The organism is Acinetobacter lwoffii (assembly GCF_024129595.1).
GTDB classification, from domain to species: domain Bacteria; phylum Pseudomonadota; class Gammaproteobacteria; order Pseudomonadales; family Moraxellaceae; genus Acinetobacter; species Acinetobacter lwoffii_O.
This window is the reverse complement of the sequence record NZ_JAMXXS010000001.1, coordinates 261,337-279,625: the sequence shown is the minus strand read 5'-3', so window position 1 is coordinate 279,625 and position 18,289 is coordinate 261,337. Positions and strand designations below refer to the sequence as shown.

At 43.6% G+C, this 18,289-nt stretch carries 20 protein-coding genes and 1 tRNA gene; 5 read left to right on the top strand and 16 right to left on the bottom strand.

The window, feature by feature from the left end; translation table 11 throughout:
- Positions 1–14 precede the first annotated feature (14 nt).
- The gene (locus NI466_RS01375; RefSeq protein ID WP_005103793.1) at positions 15–470 is read right to left on the bottom strand and encodes a hypothetical protein; all 456 of its coding nucleotides are present in this window, start codon (positions 468–470) and stop codon (positions 15–17) included.
- A 236-nt stretch (positions 471–706) separates the two neighbouring features.
- On the opposite strand from NI466_RS01375, the gene NI466_RS01370 reads away from it, so the two are divergent.
- A tRNA-Asn gene (locus NI466_RS01370) sits at positions 707–782 on the top strand.
- 198 nt (positions 783–980) lie between these two features.
- Here NI466_RS01370 and NI466_RS01365 read toward each other — a convergent pair.
- From NI466_RS01365 to NI466_RS01315, 11 genes are all read right to left on the bottom strand, one after another.
- Complete coding sequence (locus NI466_RS01365) at positions 981–1,634, bottom strand: MiaE family protein (RefSeq protein ID WP_253172464.1); 654 nt, start codon at positions 1,632–1,634, stop codon at positions 981–983.
- A gap of 13 nt (positions 1,635–1,647) precedes the next feature.
- On the bottom strand, positions 1,648–2,373 hold the full coding sequence (gene pdxJ, locus NI466_RS01360) for a pyridoxine 5'-phosphate synthase (protein WP_253172463.1): 726 nt from the start codon (positions 2,371–2,373) through the stop codon (positions 1,648–1,650).
- 13 nt (positions 2,374–2,386) lie between these two features.
- On the bottom strand, positions 2,387–3,097 hold the full coding sequence (gene recO, locus NI466_RS01355; RefSeq protein WP_005247507.1) for a DNA repair protein RecO: 711 nt from the start codon (positions 3,095–3,097) through the stop codon (positions 2,387–2,389).
- An 11-nt stretch (positions 3,098–3,108) separates the two neighbouring features.
- A complete protein-coding gene (locus NI466_RS01350) occupies positions 3,109–3,306 on the bottom strand; it encodes an NF038104 family lipoprotein (RefSeq protein ID WP_004645619.1) in 198 nt (65 codons plus the stop codon).
- A gap of 37 nt (positions 3,307–3,343) precedes the next feature.
- Positions 3,344–4,372 (bottom strand): GTPase Era, encoded by a 1,029-nt coding sequence (gene era, locus NI466_RS01345; RefSeq protein WP_004279061.1) that lies wholly within the window; start codon positions 4,370–4,372, stop codon positions 3,344–3,346.
- The gene (rnc, locus tag NI466_RS01340) at positions 4,372–5,070 is read right to left on the bottom strand and encodes a ribonuclease III (protein WP_004279062.1); all 699 of its coding nucleotides are present in this window, start codon (positions 5,068–5,070) and stop codon (positions 4,372–4,374) included. Before rnc ends, era begins: the two co-directional genes overlap by 1 nt.
- Positions 5,042–5,413, bottom strand: coding sequence for a DUF4845 domain-containing protein (locus NI466_RS01335; protein ID WP_243475045.1), 372 nt, complete (start codon positions 5,411–5,413; stop codon positions 5,042–5,044). Before NI466_RS01335 ends, rnc begins: the two co-directional genes overlap by 29 nt.
- A 23-nt stretch (positions 5,414–5,436) precedes the next feature.
- Positions 5,437–6,264: a signal peptidase I gene (lepB, locus tag NI466_RS01330; RefSeq protein ID WP_129717231.1), complete on the bottom strand. Its 828-nt coding sequence runs from the start codon at positions 6,262–6,264 to the stop codon at positions 5,437–5,439.
- A gap of 20 nt (positions 6,265–6,284) precedes the next feature.
- Positions 6,285–8,102, bottom strand: a complete 1,818-nt coding sequence (gene lepA, locus NI466_RS01325) for a translation elongation factor 4 (protein WP_004731667.1) — start codon at positions 8,100–8,102, stop codon at positions 6,285–6,287.
- A gap of 251 nt (positions 8,103–8,353) precedes the next feature.
- Entirely contained in the window at positions 8,354–8,806 is a 453-nt protein-coding gene (locus NI466_RS01320) for an acyl-CoA thioesterase (protein WP_180037168.1), read from the bottom strand.
- 120 nt (positions 8,807–8,926) lie between these two features.
- Complete coding sequence (locus tag NI466_RS01315) at positions 8,927–10,312, bottom strand: Do family serine endopeptidase (protein ID WP_005247518.1); 1,386 nt, start codon at positions 10,310–10,312, stop codon at positions 8,927–8,929.
- 230 nt (positions 10,313–10,542) lie between these two features.
- Here NI466_RS01315 and nadB point away from each other — a divergent pair, with 230 nt between their 5' ends.
- Positions 10,543–12,177: an L-aspartate oxidase gene (gene nadB, locus NI466_RS01310; protein ID WP_253172462.1), complete on the top strand. Its 1,635-nt coding sequence runs from the start codon at positions 10,543–10,545 to the stop codon at positions 12,175–12,177.
- A 108-nt stretch (positions 12,178–12,285) separates the two neighbouring features.
- Here nadB and NI466_RS01305 read toward each other — a convergent pair whose 3' ends face one another.
- The 4 genes from NI466_RS01305 to pabC all read right to left on the bottom strand — a co-directional run bounded on the left by NI466_RS01305 (position 12,286) and on the right by pabC (position 15,273).
- Positions 12,286–12,702, bottom strand: coding sequence for a PaaI family thioesterase (locus NI466_RS01305; protein ID WP_114540887.1), 417 nt, complete (start codon positions 12,700–12,702; stop codon positions 12,286–12,288).
- A gap of 96 nt (positions 12,703–12,798) precedes the next feature.
- The gene (gene tmk / locus NI466_RS01300) at positions 12,799–13,398 is read right to left on the bottom strand and encodes a dTMP kinase (protein WP_004645627.1); all 600 of its coding nucleotides are present in this window, start codon (positions 13,396–13,398) and stop codon (positions 12,799–12,801) included.
- Positions 13,399–13,400: 2 nt separating this feature from the next.
- Positions 13,401–14,459 (bottom strand): endolytic transglycosylase MltG, encoded by a 1,059-nt coding sequence (gene mltG, locus NI466_RS01295; RefSeq protein ID WP_224215560.1) that lies wholly within the window; start codon positions 14,457–14,459, stop codon positions 13,401–13,403.
- 1 nt (position 14,460) lies between these two features.
- Entirely contained in the window at positions 14,461–15,273 is an 813-nt protein-coding gene (gene pabC / locus NI466_RS01290) for an aminodeoxychorismate lyase (RefSeq protein WP_253172461.1), read from the bottom strand.
- Positions 15,274–15,433: 160 nt separating this feature from the next.
- Between pabC and NI466_RS01285 the strand changes: the two genes are divergently transcribed.
- The 3 genes from NI466_RS01285 to NI466_RS01275 all read left to right on the top strand — a co-directional run bounded on the left by NI466_RS01285 (position 15,434) and on the right by NI466_RS01275 (position 18,268).
- Complete coding sequence (locus NI466_RS01285) at positions 15,434–16,441, top strand: sulfate ABC transporter substrate-binding protein (RefSeq protein WP_191112700.1); 1,008 nt, start codon at positions 15,434–15,436, stop codon at positions 16,439–16,441.
- A gap of 175 nt (positions 16,442–16,616) precedes the next feature.
- Positions 16,617–17,630: a sulfate ABC transporter substrate-binding protein gene (locus NI466_RS01280; protein ID WP_253172460.1), complete on the top strand. Its 1,014-nt coding sequence runs from the start codon at positions 16,617–16,619 to the stop codon at positions 17,628–17,630.
- A 32-nt stretch (positions 17,631–17,662) separates the two neighbouring features.
- Complete coding sequence (locus NI466_RS01275; RefSeq protein WP_253172459.1) at positions 17,663–18,268, top strand: alpha/beta hydrolase; 606 nt, start codon at positions 17,663–17,665, stop codon at positions 18,266–18,268.
- Positions 18,269–18,289 lie beyond the last annotated feature (21 nt).

Genomic DNA, 18,289 nt, shown 5'->3' with positions numbered 1-18,289 from the left:
ATCAGGTAATTCATTTAAATAATACTGCTTTTCGCCTGCCCCGCTTCAACAAATGACAAGCGTGGTCGAGTTAAGCCTTGAAACTCAAAATAATGCTTGGAAACATTGGCTAATTCCACATCTTGTGTTTGTGTTATTGAGGCTTGCCACGCTTTAGACTGATTGGTTCCCGTCAAAAGATTCCCAGAAATGGCATAGATATAAAGATCTTTGTCTTGCTCTTTCAGATAGTCTGCATTCAGGAAAACTTCAAAGTTAAATTGACGTTCAGTTTCTACCAACCATTTTTCTGCAAACCATAATTGCAGCAAATCACCTAAATAAAGTGATTTTTGCGCCAAGGGCCATAGCGTGATATGAGCGTCTTTAACCGGGATATAATACTGTGCAGGATCAGCAATAATTTGCAGATAGTTTTCTTGATAATAAGCCAGTTGAGAGAAAATTTGAGGGATGCTGAGCGTATTCATTCGCTGTCTCCGGTTTAGCCATTTTTGTGCTGGCAAGTAGGTTTAAATCCACACTGTTTGACCATTTGGTCAAACGACTTTATGTTTTTAATCTAGCAAGTGAAATTTATTCTGACAAGTATTTTTCGTGAAATTTATACAATTGCCTAAATTAAAAACAGACAGGCTGTATTTATAATAAATATGATAATTTTTGCTTGACCCCCGTCAAAATCTCTCTATAATCGCTTTCAGATTCTCCAATAGCTCAGTCGGTAGAGCGACGGACTGTTAATCCGCAGGTCCCTGGTTCGAGCCCAGGTTGGAGAGCCAAATTCAAGAAAGCCCACTCATCATAAAGTGGGCTTTTTTATTATCTTAAAATTTGACGGCTTGTTATTTTCAACTATTTAAAATGAATAATTATTTTCAATCCCTCATAAAATTCGATATATAAATACCCCTCTTTTCAAAATTTTGAGATATAAAAAATCCCCCCATGCATGGAGGATTTTTAAACTGTCACCGAGATTAAGCCGCTTGAGCCGGAACACCGCTATGAAAACGGAAAGTATCATCAGGCGCGAGAATCAGCTGTTTTTCAACTTCACGAATATGTAAGATTCGCTCCTGAATATCCTCTTTCGGATTTTTCAGTTTTGCTGTGGTTGCCACATCCATTGCCAAAGCCAAATAGTCTTCAAAATGGCGAGATTCGGACTTGAGCAAGTAACGGTAGTAACGCGCCAGCTCATCATCAACACGCGAAGCAAGTGCGTAGAAACGCTCACAGGAACGTGCTTCCACAAAGGCACCAATCACCAAGACATCAATCAAGGCTTCAGGTTCAAAAGTCCGGATTTCTTTGCGTAAACCGCCAGCATAACGCCCTGCACTCAAGTTCTGCCAAGCCTGACCGCGCTTGTTCATTAGTTCAAGTACTTGCTCATAATGCAGCATTTCTTCCCGTACCAGCTGCGCAAGCTTCACCTGTAGATCAACAAAATAACTATAGCGGAACATCAGGTTCATGGCCGTGCTGGCTGCTTTTTTTTCACAGTTGGCATGATCTTGCATTAAGATTTCAAGATTTTCGACTGCCATATCCAGCCATGCTTGTGGTGTTTCACAACCGAGGAACGCAATCACCGGCTGCATCAGTTCATCATAATTAATATTCGACATAATTACTCTAATCTTAACGCGCTGACTTAATCACGGCTTTCATTTGCTGAACAGCTTGTGCCAGACCGACAAATACCGCATCCGCAATTAAAGAATGACCAATATTGAGCTCATGAATCTGTGGAATCGCGGCGATTGGCATCACGTTATCCAGATTTAAACCATGGCCTGCATTGACCACCAGACCTTTGGCAGCTGCATACTCTACACCTTTCACAATGCGTTCAAGTTCCGCTTGTTGCGCTTCTGGAGTTTCTGCATCGGCATAGGCGCCTGTGTGAATCTCAATCGTCGGTGCACCACAAGCAACTGCTGCATCAATTTGGGCAAAATCAGCATCAATAAATAAAGATACATCACAACCAATAGCTGCCAGCTCTTGAGTTGCTGCTTTTACAGCATAAAAATTACCCACGACATCCAAACCACCCTCAGTGGTCACTTCCTGACGTTTTTCAGGCACAAAGCAAACATGCTGAGGCTTGATTTCCTTGGCAAAGGCGATCATTTCATCCGTTACCGCCAACTCAAGATTCATACGGGTTTTTAACGCAGGACCCATACGACGTACATCGTCATCCTGAATGTGACGACGGTCTTCACGCAAGTGCAAGGTAATGCCTTCTGCCCCTGCCTGTTCGCAGATCAATGCAGCATTGACTGGGTCTGGGTACGTCGTACCACGTGCTTGTCTTAATGTTGCGACATGGTCAATATTGACACCAAGTAATGCAGCCATAATCTTTTCCTAATTACGATTGAGATTGAGAGTTTTGAATCCAGAGTTGTCGACTCTTTAATGGTCGATCACCGAGCAAAGCCGTGATCACCTGTCGATACAGTTTCGTCAGTAATTGTAACTGTTCCGGATTAAAATCCCCACCATTTTCATACATCAACATGCTTAAAATCTGTTGACCGGAGATAGTGGAGCGCAAGGCCTTAGCCGATGGCATAAAGCCGGCATTGAGCTGAAAATAATAGTGCTGTAGTGGATCAATCTGCGCCTGATTGGCATCTACCGAAAAATCCAGACCATAACCGAGCTCTTCCAGCAAAACATGCTCAAACTGGCGCAAGATCTGTTTTAAATATAAATTCGGGTTGGATTGTGCGGATAATTGCTGCAATGCGGTTAAGGTCTCTGCATATTTAGCAAAGGTTTGCGGCATTTCCACTTCAAGTGGGCATAAGCGCAGCAAAATTTCATTCAGATAAAAACCTGAAAAAAAGGCATCGCCAAAAAAGAAAATCGGCTGATTAACAATTTCCAGTTTAGTAAAATTTTTGAGTTCGGATTTACCTGAAGCTTGCAAGCGAATGGGCTGGTATTGCGGTGGTGGCATTTGCCTGAGAATACCATCTACCCTGCCATATTCTTGGGTAAATAAATGCACAATATGACTGCGTTCACGGTACTTACGATGATGAATCAGATAACCATGCAGTACTTCGTTACGCATAAGCGGGCACTTTAATCCTTATCTTTTTTTGATTTTTTATCATCTTCTTCGTCATCCCCATCCGGGATCACTGCACCCACAACAGCCGCAGTGCCTTTGACTGCGACTTTTGTGGTTTTATAAGCCACTTTAACAGGAACCGTGACCACTTTATGAATACAGCCTTGCAGAAATAAAACACATGCAACCACTGCCAACACTTTCATCATCACGGAATTCCTTAAAAGGTCTTATCAAACTTATTGCTTAGATATCACTATAACCTAAGCTTTTTAATGCACGCTCATCATCAGACCAGCCACCTTTGACTTTCACCCAAAGGGTCAGCATGATTTTTTGCTCGAACATTTTTTCCATGTCGAGACGCGCATCCATACCGATTTTTTTCAGTTTGACACCTTTCTCGCCAATCACAATGGCTTTTTGGCTTGGACGATCGACAAAAATCGTGGCATCAATATAGGTACAGGCGGCTTTCATACGACCGGTTTTTTCATTCAAGACCGGCTCTTCAGTTTTAAAGGATTCGATCTGAACGGTCAAATCATATGGAAGCTCTTCACCCAGCTGACGCATGATCTTTTCACGGATAATTTCAGAGGCCAGGAAACGCTCTGAACGATCGGTCAGTTGATCCAGCGAGTACAGTGGTGGCTGGAATGGAAGATACTTGGCGATCGTGTCACGTAAATGTTCAAGATTGGCACCACGAAGTGCAGATACCGGTACGATTTCTGCAAAGTTCATCAGCTTTTCGCGTTCACGAATCAGCGGCAAAGCTTCGTTCTTGTTTTCAAAGGTATCCAGCTTGTTAATCACCAGAATCACTGGCATCTCTGCATTTTTCAGCTTTTCTAGTACCAGGTCATCATTTGGCGTCCACTTTTGTGCATCCACCACGAATAAAACTAGGTTCACATCGCGCAAAGCCGAATGTGCCGCACGGTTCATCATTTTATTGATGGCACGGACTTCTTTTTTATGCATCCCCGGTGTATCAACAAATACAGCCTGAGATTTTTCACGTGAATCAATCCCCACAATTTTATGACGTGTGGTTTGCGGTTTACGTGAGGTAATCGAAAGTTTTTGACCCAAAATATGGTTCATTAAGGTAGATTTGCCCACATTCGGGCGACCTACAATAGCAACAAAACCACTACGATAATCTGATGGGATTTCGGTGCCTTGCGCACTAAAAAATTGACTAATAAGGTCGTGACTGTCGCTTTGCGACTCGTGATCAGCATCAATGTGATCGGAATGAGTAGTCATTAAGACTTATGCTCCAAAAGTTTCAAAATATCCGCCGCAACGGCTTGTTCAGCAAAACGCCGACTCGCGCCTTCGCCTTGCATAGTCGGCAATCCCGCAATCTGGCATTCCACTTTAAAATGCTGATTGGGTGCATCACCTTGAATATCTACAACCTCGTAAACTGGGAGAGGTTTCTTACGTGCTTGTAAATACTCTTGTAAGCGAGATTTAGGATCTTTAAGCTGATCTGTGGGCTCAATATGATCTAAATAGGGTTCGTACCATTTTAACACAATCGGTTCTAGCACAGTGAGATCACCGCAGTCGACATAGATTGCGCCAATAATGGCTTCTACTGTATCTGCCAGTATAGACTCACGATGATGACCACCAGATTTCAATTCACCGGTACTGAGAATTAAATTCTGGCTCAGTTTTAAATCATTGGCGATTTTTCCTAATGCTTCCTGACGAACCAGGGTTGCACGCATACGCGTCAACCGGCCTTCATTTTCACTTGGATAGGCATTAAAAAGATAATTCGCAATGATCATCCCTAAAAGAGAATCGCCCAGAAATTCCAGGCGCTCGTAGTTGTGTTTATGACTGACTGAACGATGAGTCAATGCCAGTTTCAGCAAATCAGCCTGTTTAAACTGATAGCCGATCCGTTTGGCAAGACGTTCATCATTTAGCTTTGACTGTGCTTTGATCAAACTCTTTCTCAAACTTCATCACTAAATCGATATTCATTATGAAATTTTTACGAATTTCATAATTCTTGTGCACCTGTAAACCATCGGTATTGGTGACTTTGGCAATTTCATCAAACTTCAGATCACGAATATTATTCATTTCTAAACGCTGACTCATCTGTTGACGGAATGTTTCTGGCGTTATATTGGCTGGAGCATTTTTTAACAGCGCCTCAATCTCACCATCGACCATACGATCATCGAAGTATGGTCCCCACACCGCAATCGCCACTTTTGCAAGAAATGCAAAGCCCACGATTGCAATTAAAACCCCAATATAAGAAGCACCTTGTTGATGTCTCATTTTTATTTTCCTGATTGAAACAATTAATCGATTGTTCCGTTTCGACCAAACGATGGCAATTTAAAGCCAGGTTCTTTATGCATCCAGATATAGAAGGCACGACCTGTTAAGTTTTCTTCCGGAACAAGCCCCCAGAAACGACTGTCAGCACTCTGATCGCGATTATCCCCCATCGCAAAGTAATGACCTTCTGGTACTTTCACTTCCCAATATAAACCATTTTCACCTGAATATTTACCATTTTCCAAGTAGTTAATAAAAGGTGCCTGACGAGCGACATTCACGCCTTCCAGCTCACGCATGGTAAAGGTATGCTCACCCAAGGTTTCTTTATGATAAATGGCATTTGGAGTATCTAAACGGTCTTTTTCGCGGCTAAATTCTACTGGAACTTTCGCTACTTTTTCACCATTAATGCTCAACTGGCCATGATCATAAACAATATGATCGCCTGGCAAGCCGACAATACGCTTGATATAACTGATGGTCGGTTGCGGTGGATAACGGAACACTGCCACATCACCACGTTCCGGACTGCCGGTATCAATAATTTTGGTATTGACCATAGGCAGTTTGATGCCATAGTCAAATTTATTCACCAGAATAAAATCGCCGGTTTCCAGCGTCGGCACCATCGAATCGGATGGAATATTAAAAGGTTCATATAAAAATGAACGCAGTACCAGCACAATGGTCAGTACCGGCCAAAAGTCATAAGCCCAGGTGATAATGAAATTCTCATGGCCCTTGCCTCGGGTTTGTCTTTGTTTCAAAACAAACTTGTCTAGCAACCACACTGCGACAAAAAACAGGGTCGCAGGCACAAGAATCAAATTAAAATCAAAATCCATGGGCTTATATCCTTATTATTTTAGCGTTCGACTTTTAATACGGCTAAGAACGCTTCTTGCGGGATTTCTACGCTACCCACCTGTTTCATGCGTTTCTTACCTTCTTTCTGTTTAGACAGAAGTTTTTTCTTACGTGACACGTCACCACCATAACACTTCGCCAATACGTTTTTACGCATCGCTTTCACAGTCGAACGTGCAATAATTTGGGCACCAATTGCTGCCTGAATCGCGACATCAAACATTTGACGTGGAATCAGGTCTTTCATTTTTTCAACCAGTGCAATACCACGATGACGTGCATCATTACGGTGGCAGATCATCGCCAAGGCATCGACTTTTTCACCATTAATCAGCACATCTACTTTTACCAAAGATGAGCTTTCAAAACGGACAAAATTATAGTCGAGTGATGCAAAACCACGTGAACAAGACTTCAATTTATCAAAGAAGTCCATGACCACTTCGGCCATTGGAATTTCGAAAGTAATAGAAACCTGATTCGCCATAAACTTCATGTCTTTTTGCACACCACGGCGCTCAACACACAATGTCATAACATTACCCAAGTACTCTTGCGGCACAAGGATATGACATTCAGCAATCGGTTCACGCAGATCTTCAACCGTTGAACCATCAGGCATTTTGGATGGACTGTCGATATAAATCGTCTGTCCATTCTTCATCACCGCTTCATAAATTACAGTTGGCGCAGAAGAAATCAGGTCAAGATCGTACTCGCGTTCCAGACGTTCCTGTACGATCTCCATGTGCAGCATGCCCAAGAAGCCGCAGCGGAAACCAAACCCGAGTGCATCTGAACTTTCAGGTTCAAAGAACAAGGCCGAGTCATTGATTTGCAGTTTATGCAATGCTTCACGGAAAGGTTCAAAATCGCTGGCATCAATCGGGAATAGACCGGCATAAACCTGCGGTTTCACCTTTTTAAAGCCCGGTAATGTTGCCACTTCAGGTGTCGCTGCCAGAGTAATCGTATCACCAACCGGTGCGCCGAAAATATCTTTAATACCAGCAATCACAAAGCCAACTTCACCCGCTTCCAGCATACCGGTTTCAGTATGTTTCGGGTTAAAGATCCCCACGGAAGTAATGATATGCGTTTGACCGGTTGATTTAATCAACATTTTGTCGCCTTTACGCACACGCCCCTGCTTGACCCGAACCAAAGAAACTACACCAAGGTAGTTATCAAACCATGAATCCACAATCAGCGCTTGTAACGGCGCTTCGCGATCACCCTCAGGTGCAGGAATTACATTGACCAGTGTTTCAAGCACACCTTCAATACCCAAACCTGTTTTTGCAGAACAGGTCGGCGCTTCTGTGGCTTCAATCCCGATAATGTCTTCAATTTCCTGAATCACACGTTCAGGTTCAGCTTGCGGCAAGTCGATCTTGTTCAGTACCGGAAGGACTTCCAGACCTTGTTCAATTGCGGTATAGCAGTTGGCAACAGACTGTGCTTCTACGCCCTGTGCTGCATCTACAACCAGCAAGGCACCTTCACAGGCAGCGAGCGAGCGTGATACTTCATACGAGAAGTCGACGTGCCCCGGTGTATCAATAAAGTTCAACTGATACTCTTGACCGTTGGGATGAGTATAGTACAAGGTTACCGAAGTGGCTTTAATGGTAATCCCACGTTCGCGCTCAAGCTCCATTGAGTCAAGGACTTGAGCCTGCATTTCACGATCTTGCAAGCCGCCACAAGTTTGAATAAAGCGATCCGCTAGGGTCGATTTACCGTGGTCAATGTGCGCAATAATCGAGAAGTTACGAATGTTTTTAATATCAACAGATTTTTTAGCTTGCGCCATGGGTTACCTTGAGAAAAAAACGCGCTATGTAATTTAAAAATATTACATAACAAAAGCCGAATAGAAATTGCGAAGGATTATAGCAGAATGGTGATCTAGAAAAAGAATTATATTTTTTCCTTTATTCCCTATGTCGTGTACACATCGGTCAGATGAAGTCTGGATCACCATGATTAGAAAATAGCTCCCCAACTCCACTTCTTCATCAATATTATCAAAGTGTACTGATCAAACTGGAAAATGTTGCCTCATTAATCCAGATGTAAAGTTGAAAAATCAAAAGGATTTACATGTTCTGAAAGTGGCTGATAAGCCTGGGTAAAAGTTGGTGACATGCGTTTTGGGCGCCCTGTGGCCATTTCAATACAGGCCCATTGCGTACTTCCGGTAAATAACAGGGTTTGATCCTGTGGTCGATAAAATGCGTATTGTCTAAAGGAATACAGGGCATTGATATCATTCAGCCAAGTGCGCAGAATAATCTCGTCTCCTTCAAAAGCTGCCTTGCGATATTGCACCTGATGTTCAACTGCGACCATGGCATGTTTCAGCTCTACATATTGCTTGAGTCCCAAGCCCAGTTTTTCAATATGAGCTGATGCGACATCCTGCATCCATTGCACATAGACCACATTGTTCACATGACCCAAACCATCAATATGTTTGGCTTGTACCTTTAAAGAAAGATCAAAAATACCACTCACTTTGCTGTTATCCTTTCCATGATTTTAAGGCTATAGAGTCTACCGAATTTATCCCTGGGGTAAATTGCAAAAAATAAAAAACCGCTTATACAAGCGGTCTTTCACAAAAATCTAGCAATTTTATGAGATACGCATCCCGACCACCGCAAGCTGCCCCTGACGAATCAAGGTCACGCGCGCGATGCTACCCTTTTTCAGTTCAGACACCTCCTGCACAAACTGATTTGAATTCAGTACTGTCTGGTTATTAATTTGAGTGATCACATCATTCGGCATGATTCGTGCCTGTGCTGCAATACCACCCGGACGTACATCCTGAATCACCACACCGCCTTTGATTTCCAGACTCGCCAACTCTGCTGGACTTAAGTCACGAATTGAAACTCCGATCACTGGTCCTTTGTTTGGTTGAGCCTGTGTGCCTGCTTTTGCCGGGGTATCATCTGGTGCCGCACTTAAAGTCGCTGCAATACTACGACGTTTATCATCACGCAAGATTTCAAGTTGTACCTGCTGCTGAGGTGCAGTACGGTTCAGATAGTTCAACAGTTCACTGGTACGTGAAATTGGGGTACCGTTGTATTTCAAGATGACATCACTGGCACGCAGACCTGCACGTGCAGCCGGAGAGTTTGGTGCAACCTGAGTTACCAGAGAACCTTCTGGTTTAGGCAGGTTATAAGATTCGGCCAGGTTACGGTCGATATCCTGTAAACTTACGCCCAGATAAGAGCGGGTCACTTTACCATTCTTCTTCAGTTGATCTGCAACTTCCATTGCCACATCAATCGGAATCGAGAAGGACAAACCCATATACCCACCGGTTCCACTAAAGATCCGTGAGTTCACTCCAACCACTTCACCACGCTGGTTAAACAGAGGGCCACCGGAATTACCTGGGTTTAGAGCCACATCGGTCTGGATAAAAGGGACTGCAGTTTCACCCATCATGTTGCGCATTTTGGCACTGACAATTCCAGCAGAAGCAGAATAATCAAAGCCAAATGGCGAACCAATGGCAAGAACAGGCTCACCAACACGTAAGCGTCCGACATCTCCTGTGCGTAATTCTGGAAAATTCGAGCCATTAACTTTAAGCAAAGCTACGTCAGTTCGTGCATCACTCCCTACAACAGTGGCATCAATTTCACGACGGTCATTCAGGGTAATGGTAACTTTGGAAGCATCCTCAACCACATGATGATTGGTCAGCAGATAGCCATCCTTGCTGATAAAAAATGCACTGCCATAACCGGTTTTTTCCTGCGGCATACGCTGCTGCGGAATAATTACCTGATTGCCAAAAAAGCGGCGCAGAATTTCCGGAACTTGTTGTTGTAAGAGCTCTTCTTCGCTCATTTTTTTAACGACATTGACACTGACCACTGCAGGACTGACCTGCTCGACCAGATTTGAAAAATCAACCGGCGTGACCGCCTGCAACTGTGCAGCACTCATGGTGAGGGTCGCTGCAAATAATCCTTTTTTTAAGTCTAGAATTTTCATATAAATTATTCACTCAAATTGTTGATAAATTTATGTAAATAGGTTTTATCACAAACACTGTAAAGTTTAAGTAATAATATGTTTCAATACTTTATTCTGGGCAATATCTCACTATTAAAGCATTAAGTTAAGGCTTTGATTAATTTTTTTCATCAATAAATGAGCACTTCAACGCTTGCCTTTTGTACAAAAAAGCGCTGTTATTACCAAACTTTTTTTAAAATTAGCTGATGGACATGTCTAATTTATCCCTTACCCATCAATTTGACGTCATTATTGTGGGCAGTGGCGGTGCCGGTTTAAGTTTAGCCTTATCGCTCCCGGATCATTTTAATATTGCAGTCTTGGCGAAATCTACCCTGACAGATGCCAGCACCTTTTATGCGCAAGGCGGCGTGGCCGCAGTCCTGGATGAAATGGATTCGATTGAACAGCATATTGATGACACTATGATTGCAGGTGCGCAACTGTGTGAAATGGATGCGGTTAAACAGACGGTAGAAGGCGGTAAGCCCTCGGTTGATTTCCTGCTGAAACACGGCGTTCAATTTACTCTCGACGAACAGGAACAGTTACATCTTACCCGTGAAGGTGGTCATTCACAGCGCCGAATTATTCATGCGGCCGATGCCACGGGTCGTGCCATTTCCACTACTCTGGTACAACGTGCCCAAGAAAAACAGAATATTAAAATCTTTGAAAACTATATTGCGATTGACCTGATCTGTTCACAAAAGCTCGGTTTAGACGGCGATAATCGCGCGCTGGGTTTATATGTACTGGATGAAAAAACTGAAAAAGTGCATACCTTCTTGGCACCATTTACCGCGCTAGCCTGTGGCGGTGCCATGAAAGCTTATTTATATACCTCAAATCCGGATATTGCTACGGGTGATGGTATTGCCATGGCTTATCGTGCCGGCTGCCGGGTCGCCAATATGGAATTTAACCAGTTCCATCCGACCTGCCTTTATCATCCACAAGCACGTTCTTTTCTGATCACTGAAGCAATGCGTGGTGAAGGCGCTTATCTGCGTCTGCCTGATGGTGAACGCTTTATGCTGCGTTTTGACGAACGCGCTGAACTCGCACCGCGTGATATTGTGGCACGTGCCATCGACTACGAAATCAAGCGTCTCGGTATTCGTCATGTCTGGCTGGACATCACCCATAAAGATGAAAACTTTGTCAAAGAACACTTCCCTACCCTATACGCTCGTTTGCTTGAACTAGGGATCGATATTACCAAAGACATGATTCCAGTCGTTCCGGCAGCCCATTACACCTGCGGTGGTGTCGTAGTTGATGAAAATAGTCAGACTGATATTGCCGGACTCTATGCAATTGGGGAAACCTCTTATACCGGTCTGCATGGTGCTAACCGAATGGCCAGTAACTCACTTTTAGAATGTTTTGTCTATGGTATGAGTGCGGCCAAGCACATTCAGAAAAATTTCAAGGCCGATCAGCCAACTCCTGCAGTACCAGCTTGGGATGATTCTCAGGTGACCAACCCGGATGAGGATGTCGTGATTCTGCAAAACTGGGACGAGTTACGTCAAACCATGTGGAACTATGTCGGGATTGTACGTACGACGAAGCGTCTGGAACGTGCCTTGCATCGTATTGAAATGCTAAAAAAAGAAATTACCGAGTACTATCAGGATTACCAGGTCAGCAAAAACCTGATCGAGCTGCGCAATCTGGTGCTGGTGTCCGAGATGATTGTGCGCTGCGCCATGCACCGCAAAGAATCTCGCGGTCTGCATTTCACCCTGGATTATCCTGAGCTGCTACCAGAACTACGCAAAACTGTCCTCGTCCCACCAAATTTTGAAGTGGAAACACCTTTGGTGAATTGTTAAAAATGGATGGAGATAACATCCTTGGGTGATATCTCCTTTTCTTTTTAGATTTTTATCTGCTCAAAGGTATCTTAGGCTATTTAGAGTGGTCATCTAACTTTCAAACATCTAACGTTGTGGTGGAATTGAATATGTTCCGGTCACATGCGCCACAGGTTCTTCATGATCTATCGAATAAATCCAGACTTCTCCCACGATCAGTGCCTTGCCGACCTTGATCAGCTTACACTCTCCCCGTATATCTGTCCCACCTGAAGGTTTACGTAAGAAGTTGATATTCAGATTGGTCGTGACAGCCAAACCGACCAATCCAATTTCACCCAGAATGGCGACATAAAGAGCAAAATCCGCCAAGGTCATCATGGTTGGGCCAGAAACTGTGCCGCCTGGACGCAATTCCTCTGATCTCACCTGATAAAGCAGAGTGGCTCCACGCGGCGAAACCTTCTCAATTCGGCACTTCTCCAGGCTTTGTGGAAATTCTTGTTGTAAAAATTGTTCTATCTCTGTTTTGGTCGTTTTCATCTTATTAAAAAAATCTTCTATATCAGCCTTAATATAGAAGATTCTTCATAGATAAACCTAGAGAAAAATTAAATAAAAAGTATTTTAATTCCAAGCTTATTTTAAATAACTTAAGGCCTGCTCAAATACCTGCTCAGGCGTTTGAGTTGCATCCAGACGTTTGATCCGTTCAGGATGACGTTGCCATAAAGTTTCATATCCCGCTCTCACTTTCTCAAAGAAAGTGACTTTTTCCTGTTCAAAGCGATCCAGCGCACCACGTTCACGTGCTCGGTTCATCCCCAATTCAATAGGCGCTTCTAACCAGAAAGTAATGTCCGGCATGCGTGCGACAAAGTGGTCATTGAGTAATTGCAACTTTGTTTCACTGAGACCCCGACCTGCACATTGATAGGCAAAGCTGGCATCGCTAAAACGGTCACACAGGACAATTTTCCCGGCTGCTAATGCAGGCAGAATCACTTGTGCCAGATGCTGGGCACGCGCTGCATACATCAATAACAGCTCGGTATCATGCGCCATGGCTTCTTCATGGTTTACAGCCAGCAACAGCGAGCGAATCTGCTCGGCCATTGGTGTTCCCCCCGGTTCGCGAGTCAAAATGACATCTTTACCCTGTGCGATAAAATCTTCATAGATCGAACGAATGAGCGTGGTTTTACCTACACCTTCTGTGCCTTCAAAGCTAATAAACATACTCATTCCTTATTTTTCGAGCGTAAAATCGTCAGATATTCCTGTACGGCTTTATTGTGGTCATTCAGATTGCTCGTGAATTTATGCCCACCATTACCGGTAGCGACAAAATACAGGTTGTCAGAATTATCCGGATGCATGGCTGCTTCAATGGCTTTCTTGCTTGGCAAGGCAATCGGTGTTGGCGGCAAACCTGAAATGGTATAGGTGTTATACGGCGTCGGTGTGCGTAAATCCTTGCGAGTAATATTGCCGTTATAGCTGTCACCCATGCCATAAATCACTGTTGGATCGGTCTGTAAACGCATGCCAATTTTTAAACGGCGTACAAATACCCCAGAAACCTGTTCCAATTCACGATCCACACTGGTCTCTTTTTCAATGATTGAGGCCATGATCAGCGCGTCATATTTATTCTGATACGGCAGATCAGTTGCACGTTTCGCCCACGCCTCATCCAGTGCTTTCATCTGGCGCTGATACAGATTGGTCAGAATTTTACGGTCAGTTTCACCTTTGGCAAAGAAATAAGTATCCGGTGCAAACAGCCCTTCAGGATGTGAAAACGGAATATTCAATTCTTTGAGTAATTGCTCAGTAGGCAGATGCAGTACTTCTTTGGTGACTAAATCATTTTTCTTCAGGGCATCAATCAGTTGCTTAAAGGTCGTGCCTTCAATTACCAGAATCCGGCTCATCTGGGCATTGTCTGCATCGGAAATCATCTCCAAGACCTGACGGATGCTCATGCCCTGACGCACTTCATACACGCCCGCTTTCATAGTGTCATGAATCATGATGCGCTGATACAGTTTGAGAATGATCGGGAAACTCACCTGATTTTCTTTAGCCAGACGATCAATAAAACCGGAATAGGTTTGACCAGATTCAATCGCGAGCAGCTGTTTTTTTCCTTCTACAGGATAATCCTTCCACAAACTGCTTTTCAGGATCAACGCCAAGATCAAAGCAATCCCCATCAGGACTAAGGCAATTCCTTTGAAAGATGAGGAGAATCTCGCTTTATTTTTCTTTTTGGCTTTAGGTTTGGAAGCTGACATATTAAGACATCTGATTTAATCGAAGACGGTTAAAAAGTTCAATACAAGCATCGCCATCCAAGGCGCGCTGCTCAAATTGCGTGACAATTTTCATCGGGCTGAGTGCATTGCAGAAAAACAGGCTCTGAATATGGTTGATTTCATCCATATCGATACAGCGTTGCTGACAGCTAATTCCCTGATCTTGCATACGTTGTAGAATTTCTGCACGCATGACACCGAAGACGCCATTATAACGAAGTTCCGGCGTAATCCATGTATTGTTTATACGAATGAAACAATTACTGCTCACCCCTTCGACAACACCACCCTGTACATCTGTCACCATGGCCTCAGGCCAGCCACGTTGATCGGCTTCCTGTTTCAGTAAAACCTGTTCCAGACGGTTTAAGGTTTTTAGTCCGACCAGACTCGGCATAGTCAATCCTAATGCCTGCTGTAAGATGCCACTTTGAATCTGCTCAAACTTAAAATCCTGTACGGCTTGAGGATAATAAAATAGCCAGAGATCTCCAGGATGATCCGGCAGGCTATAACCGCGCTGACCGATTCCACGACTCAGCACAATCTTTAATGTTCCATTCAGCTCACGTTCAGACTGCCGTAAAATCTGTAAACTTTCTGAAATCAGATCAAGATTGGCATTCAGGCTTAATTTTTGATTGCTGATTTGCAAACGTGCCAGATGACGATCATATAATTCAATCCGGTTATGCCGAATCCGGGCCGTGGTAAAACAGCCATCACCATAATGAAAGCCACGATCCAGCACATCTATCTGGCTGACCTGTTGGGCATTTTTTAAATACAGCATATTTTGCAGCCTCTAAAATGAAAAATTGAGCAGTCAGATTCAGGCTTCACCTATATATCTTTTTTACTCACATCCAATTCTTTTTTAATTATTTTTTATGCAAAAAATCTCAAGCTATTCTTGCCTCATCTAACAAAAGCTAAAAAACTTGAGGCAAAAAATGAACACGCGTAAATTAAAAATTGGGGTACTGGCAGCGCTACTTTCAGCAAGCGCCTTAAGCGTTTCAGCAAAAGATTTCCTGAACGTGTCTTATGACCCGACTCGCGAATTGTACGACAACTTTAATAAAGAATTCAGTGCTTACTGGAAAAAAACCACCGGTCAGGATATTAACTATAAACAGTCACATGGCGGTTCAGGCAAACAGGCCCGTGCCGTGATTGATGGTCTGGATGCGGATGTCGTGACACTGGCACTGGCAGCAGATATTGATGAAATTGCAGAACGTGGTTTGCTACCGAAAGACTGGCAAAAGAAATTCCCGCAAAACTCGACGCCTTATACCTCGACGATTGTCTTTCTGGTCCGTAAAGGCAATCCAAAAGGAATCAAAGACTGGGGAGATCTGGTTAAACCAGGCGTAGACATTATTACCCCGAACCCAAAAACTTCAGGTGGTGCACGCTGGAATTATCTGGCTGCCTGGGCGTGGGCCAAACACCAGAAAGGTGGCAATGATGCCAAAGCACAAGACTTTGTCCGTCAAATCTACAAACAAACCAAAGTACTGGATTCGGGTGCACGTGGTGCTACCACGACTTTCGCTGAACGCGGGATTGGGGATGTATTACTGGCTTGGGAAAATGAAGCACATTTGGCCGTCCGCGAACAGCCGGGAAAATTTGAAATCATTACTCCTTCTCTGTCTATTCTGGCTGAACCACCCGTGGCAATCGTAGAAAAAAATGCCAAGAAAGATGGTAATGAACATCTGGCCAAAGCCTATTTAAATTACCTCTATTCACCTGCTGGACAGACTGTGGCGGCGAAAAACTTTTACCGTCCACGTAATGCGAATGTATTAAAGCAATACAGTACCGTATTCAAGTCCTTAAAACTGGTCACCATTGATAAAGAATTTGGTGGCTGGACCAAGGTTCAGAAACAGCATTTTGACAATGGCGGTGTGTTTGATCAGATTGTCAAAGCCAATCACGCAAAATAATACTTTAAATGCAGTTCATTATGGCCTTTATTCATAAGGCCATTCTTATTTCAAACACTTAAGAGCTTATTTATCTCTTTTTTTCATATAAAATTCATTTTTAATTATTTTTTATGCATAAAGAATAAGTTTATTCTGCGCTTATGTTACAGAACATATCAGAGATTCAGTCCAGATGAGCATTTCAAACACATTAAAACTTGGGGTTTTAGCAGCTGTTATCTCGGCAACCTCATTTGGTGCAGCAGCACGTGATTTTCTCAATGTATCCTATGATCCGACCCGTGAACTGTATGAAGATGTAAATAAGAATTTTGGCAAATATTGGGAAAGCCGTACCGGTCAAAAAATCAATTTCAAGCAATCGCATGGCGGTTCAGGCAAACAGGCACGTGCCGTGATTGATGGTCTGGATGCTGATGTAGTCACGTTGGCACTGGCGGCCGATATTGATGTGCTGGCAGAAAAAGCTAAACTGTTACCTGCGGACTGGCAAAAGAAATTGCCGCAAAACTCGACGCCTTATACTTCAACCATCGTGTTCCTGGTGCGTAAAGGCAATCCGAAAGAGATTAAGGACTGGGGTGATCTGGTCAAACCGGGCGTAGCAATCATTACCCCAAACCCGAAAACATCAGGCGGTGCACGCTGGAATTATCTGGCGGCTTGGGCTTGGGCCAAACATCAGGCAGGCGGCAACGATAAGACTGCGCAAGAATTTGTCCGTAAAATTTATAAAAATACTAAAGTCTTGGATTCCGGAGCACGTGGTTCAACCACAACTTTTGCTGAACGTGGCATTGGGGATGTTTTACTCGCTTGGGAAAACGAAGCGCATTTAGCCCTTCGAGAACAGCCGGGCAAATTTGAAATTATTACCCCTTCTCTGTCGATTCTGGCTGAGTCACCGGTGGCGATTGTAGAAAAAAATGCTGATAAAAAAGGCAACAAATACTTGGCTCAGGGTTATTTAAACTTCCTGTATTCGCCATTGGGTCAAGACCTGGCAGGCAAACATTATTATCGTCCACGTAGTGAAGCCGCTTTAAAAAAATATAAGCATGTGTTCAAACCACTAAAACTGGTGACAATTGATCAGGAATTTGGCGGCTGGAACAAAGTACAAAAGGCTCACTTTGAAAATAGTGGTGTATTTGACCAGATCGTTAAAGCCAACAGTACGAAATAATCATTCAGGCTGATTGATATAGGAGCATCGACATGATTCATACGCTTATCGTCCCTGGTGTAGGTGGCAGTGAATATAACCACTGGCAAACCTACTTGCAGCACCGACTGATGCGATGCTCCCGTGTGCAGCAAAAGGACTGGAATCATCCGGTACTGGATATCTGGGTGGCAGAATTTGTCAAAACCCTGCAAGCTATTCCAGCAAAGGTTCAGATTGTTGCGCACAGCTTTGGCTGTCTGACCAGTATTGCGGCCCTTGCCCGACATCCAGAACTCAATGCAAAAGTAAAAAATCTGCTATTGGTGGCACCGGCTAATCCGGCACGGTTTGGGGGAAATGGTTTTGCGCGCGACAGTCAGACTGACTACAGCACCTATTTTCAACAGCTCAAGCTTCAGGTGCCCACCACATTATTGATCAGTGAAAATGATCCTTGGTTAAGTTTTGAAGATGCGCACATACTGGCCCAAGCCTGGAAAATTAAACCGATTAATCTGGGCGCAGTCGGTCATGTCAATGTCGCTTCTGGTTTTGGCCCTTTTCCTGAAATTGAACACTATTTGATTTCAGAAAACCCTATGCCGCATATCAGCAAAGCTGATGAGAGCAAGTATTATTTTAAATTTGCATTTTAGTCGCTGCAAACTATGCTTGTG

Excerpts from the sequence above, each read along its gene's own strand:
- lepB (WP_129717231.1), bottom strand. The coding sequence starts at position 6,264 with ATGGATTTTGATTTTAATTTGATTCTTGTGCCTGCGACCCTGTTTTTT.
- NI466_RS01375 (WP_005103793.1), bottom strand. The coding sequence starts at position 470 with ATGAATACGCTCAGCATCCCTCAAATTTTCTCTCAACTGGCTTATTAT.
- era (WP_004279061.1), bottom strand. The coding sequence starts at position 4,372 with ATGACTACTCATTCCGATCACATTGATGCTGATCACGAGTCGCAAAGC.
- pabC (WP_253172461.1), bottom strand. The coding sequence starts at position 15,273 with ATGCTGTATTTAAAAAATGCCCAACAGGTCAGCCAGATAGATGTGCTG.
- NI466_RS01315 (WP_005247518.1), bottom strand. The coding sequence starts at position 10,312 with ATGAAAATTCTAGACTTAAAAAAAGGATTATTTGCAGCGACCCTCACC.
- pdxJ (WP_253172463.1), bottom strand. The coding sequence starts at position 2,373 with ATGGCTGCATTACTTGGTGTCAATATTGACCATGTCGCAACATTAAGA.
- NI466_RS01335 (WP_243475045.1), bottom strand. The coding sequence starts at position 5,413 with ATGAGACATCAACAAGGTGCTTCTTATATTGGGGTTTTAATTGCAATC.
- nadB (WP_253172462.1), top strand. The coding sequence starts at position 10,543 with ATGGACATGTCTAATTTATCCCTTACCCATCAATTTGACGTCATTATT.
- tmk (WP_004645627.1), bottom strand. The coding sequence starts at position 13,398 with ATGTTTATTAGCTTTGAAGGCACAGAAGGTGTAGGTAAAACCACGCTC.
- NI466_RS01280 (WP_253172460.1), top strand. The coding sequence starts at position 16,617 with ATGAGCATTTCAAACACATTAAAACTTGGGGTTTTAGCAGCTGTTATC.
- NI466_RS01275 (WP_253172459.1), top strand. The coding sequence starts at position 17,663 with ATGATTCATACGCTTATCGTCCCTGGTGTAGGTGGCAGTGAATATAAC.
- NI466_RS01285 (WP_191112700.1), top strand. The coding sequence starts at position 15,434 with ATGAACACGCGTAAATTAAAAATTGGGGTACTGGCAGCGCTACTTTCA.
- NI466_RS01365 (WP_253172464.1), bottom strand. The coding sequence starts at position 1,634 with ATGTCGAATATTAATTATGATGAACTGATGCAGCCGGTGATTGCGTTC.
- recO (WP_005247507.1), bottom strand. The coding sequence starts at position 3,097 with ATGCGTAACGAAGTACTGCATGGTTATCTGATTCATCATCGTAAGTAC.
- NI466_RS01350 (WP_004645619.1), bottom strand. The coding sequence starts at position 3,306 with ATGATGAAAGTGTTGGCAGTGGTTGCATGTGTTTTATTTCTGCAAGGC.
- mltG (WP_224215560.1), bottom strand. The coding sequence starts at position 14,459 with ATGTCAGCTTCCAAACCTAAAGCCAAAAAGAAAAATAAAGCGAGATTC.
- lepA (WP_004731667.1), bottom strand. The coding sequence starts at position 8,102 with ATGGCGCAAGCTAAAAAATCTGTTGATATTAAAAACATTCGTAACTTC.
- NI466_RS01305 (WP_114540887.1), bottom strand. The coding sequence starts at position 12,702 with ATGAAAACGACCAAAACAGAGATAGAACAATTTTTACAACAAGAATTT.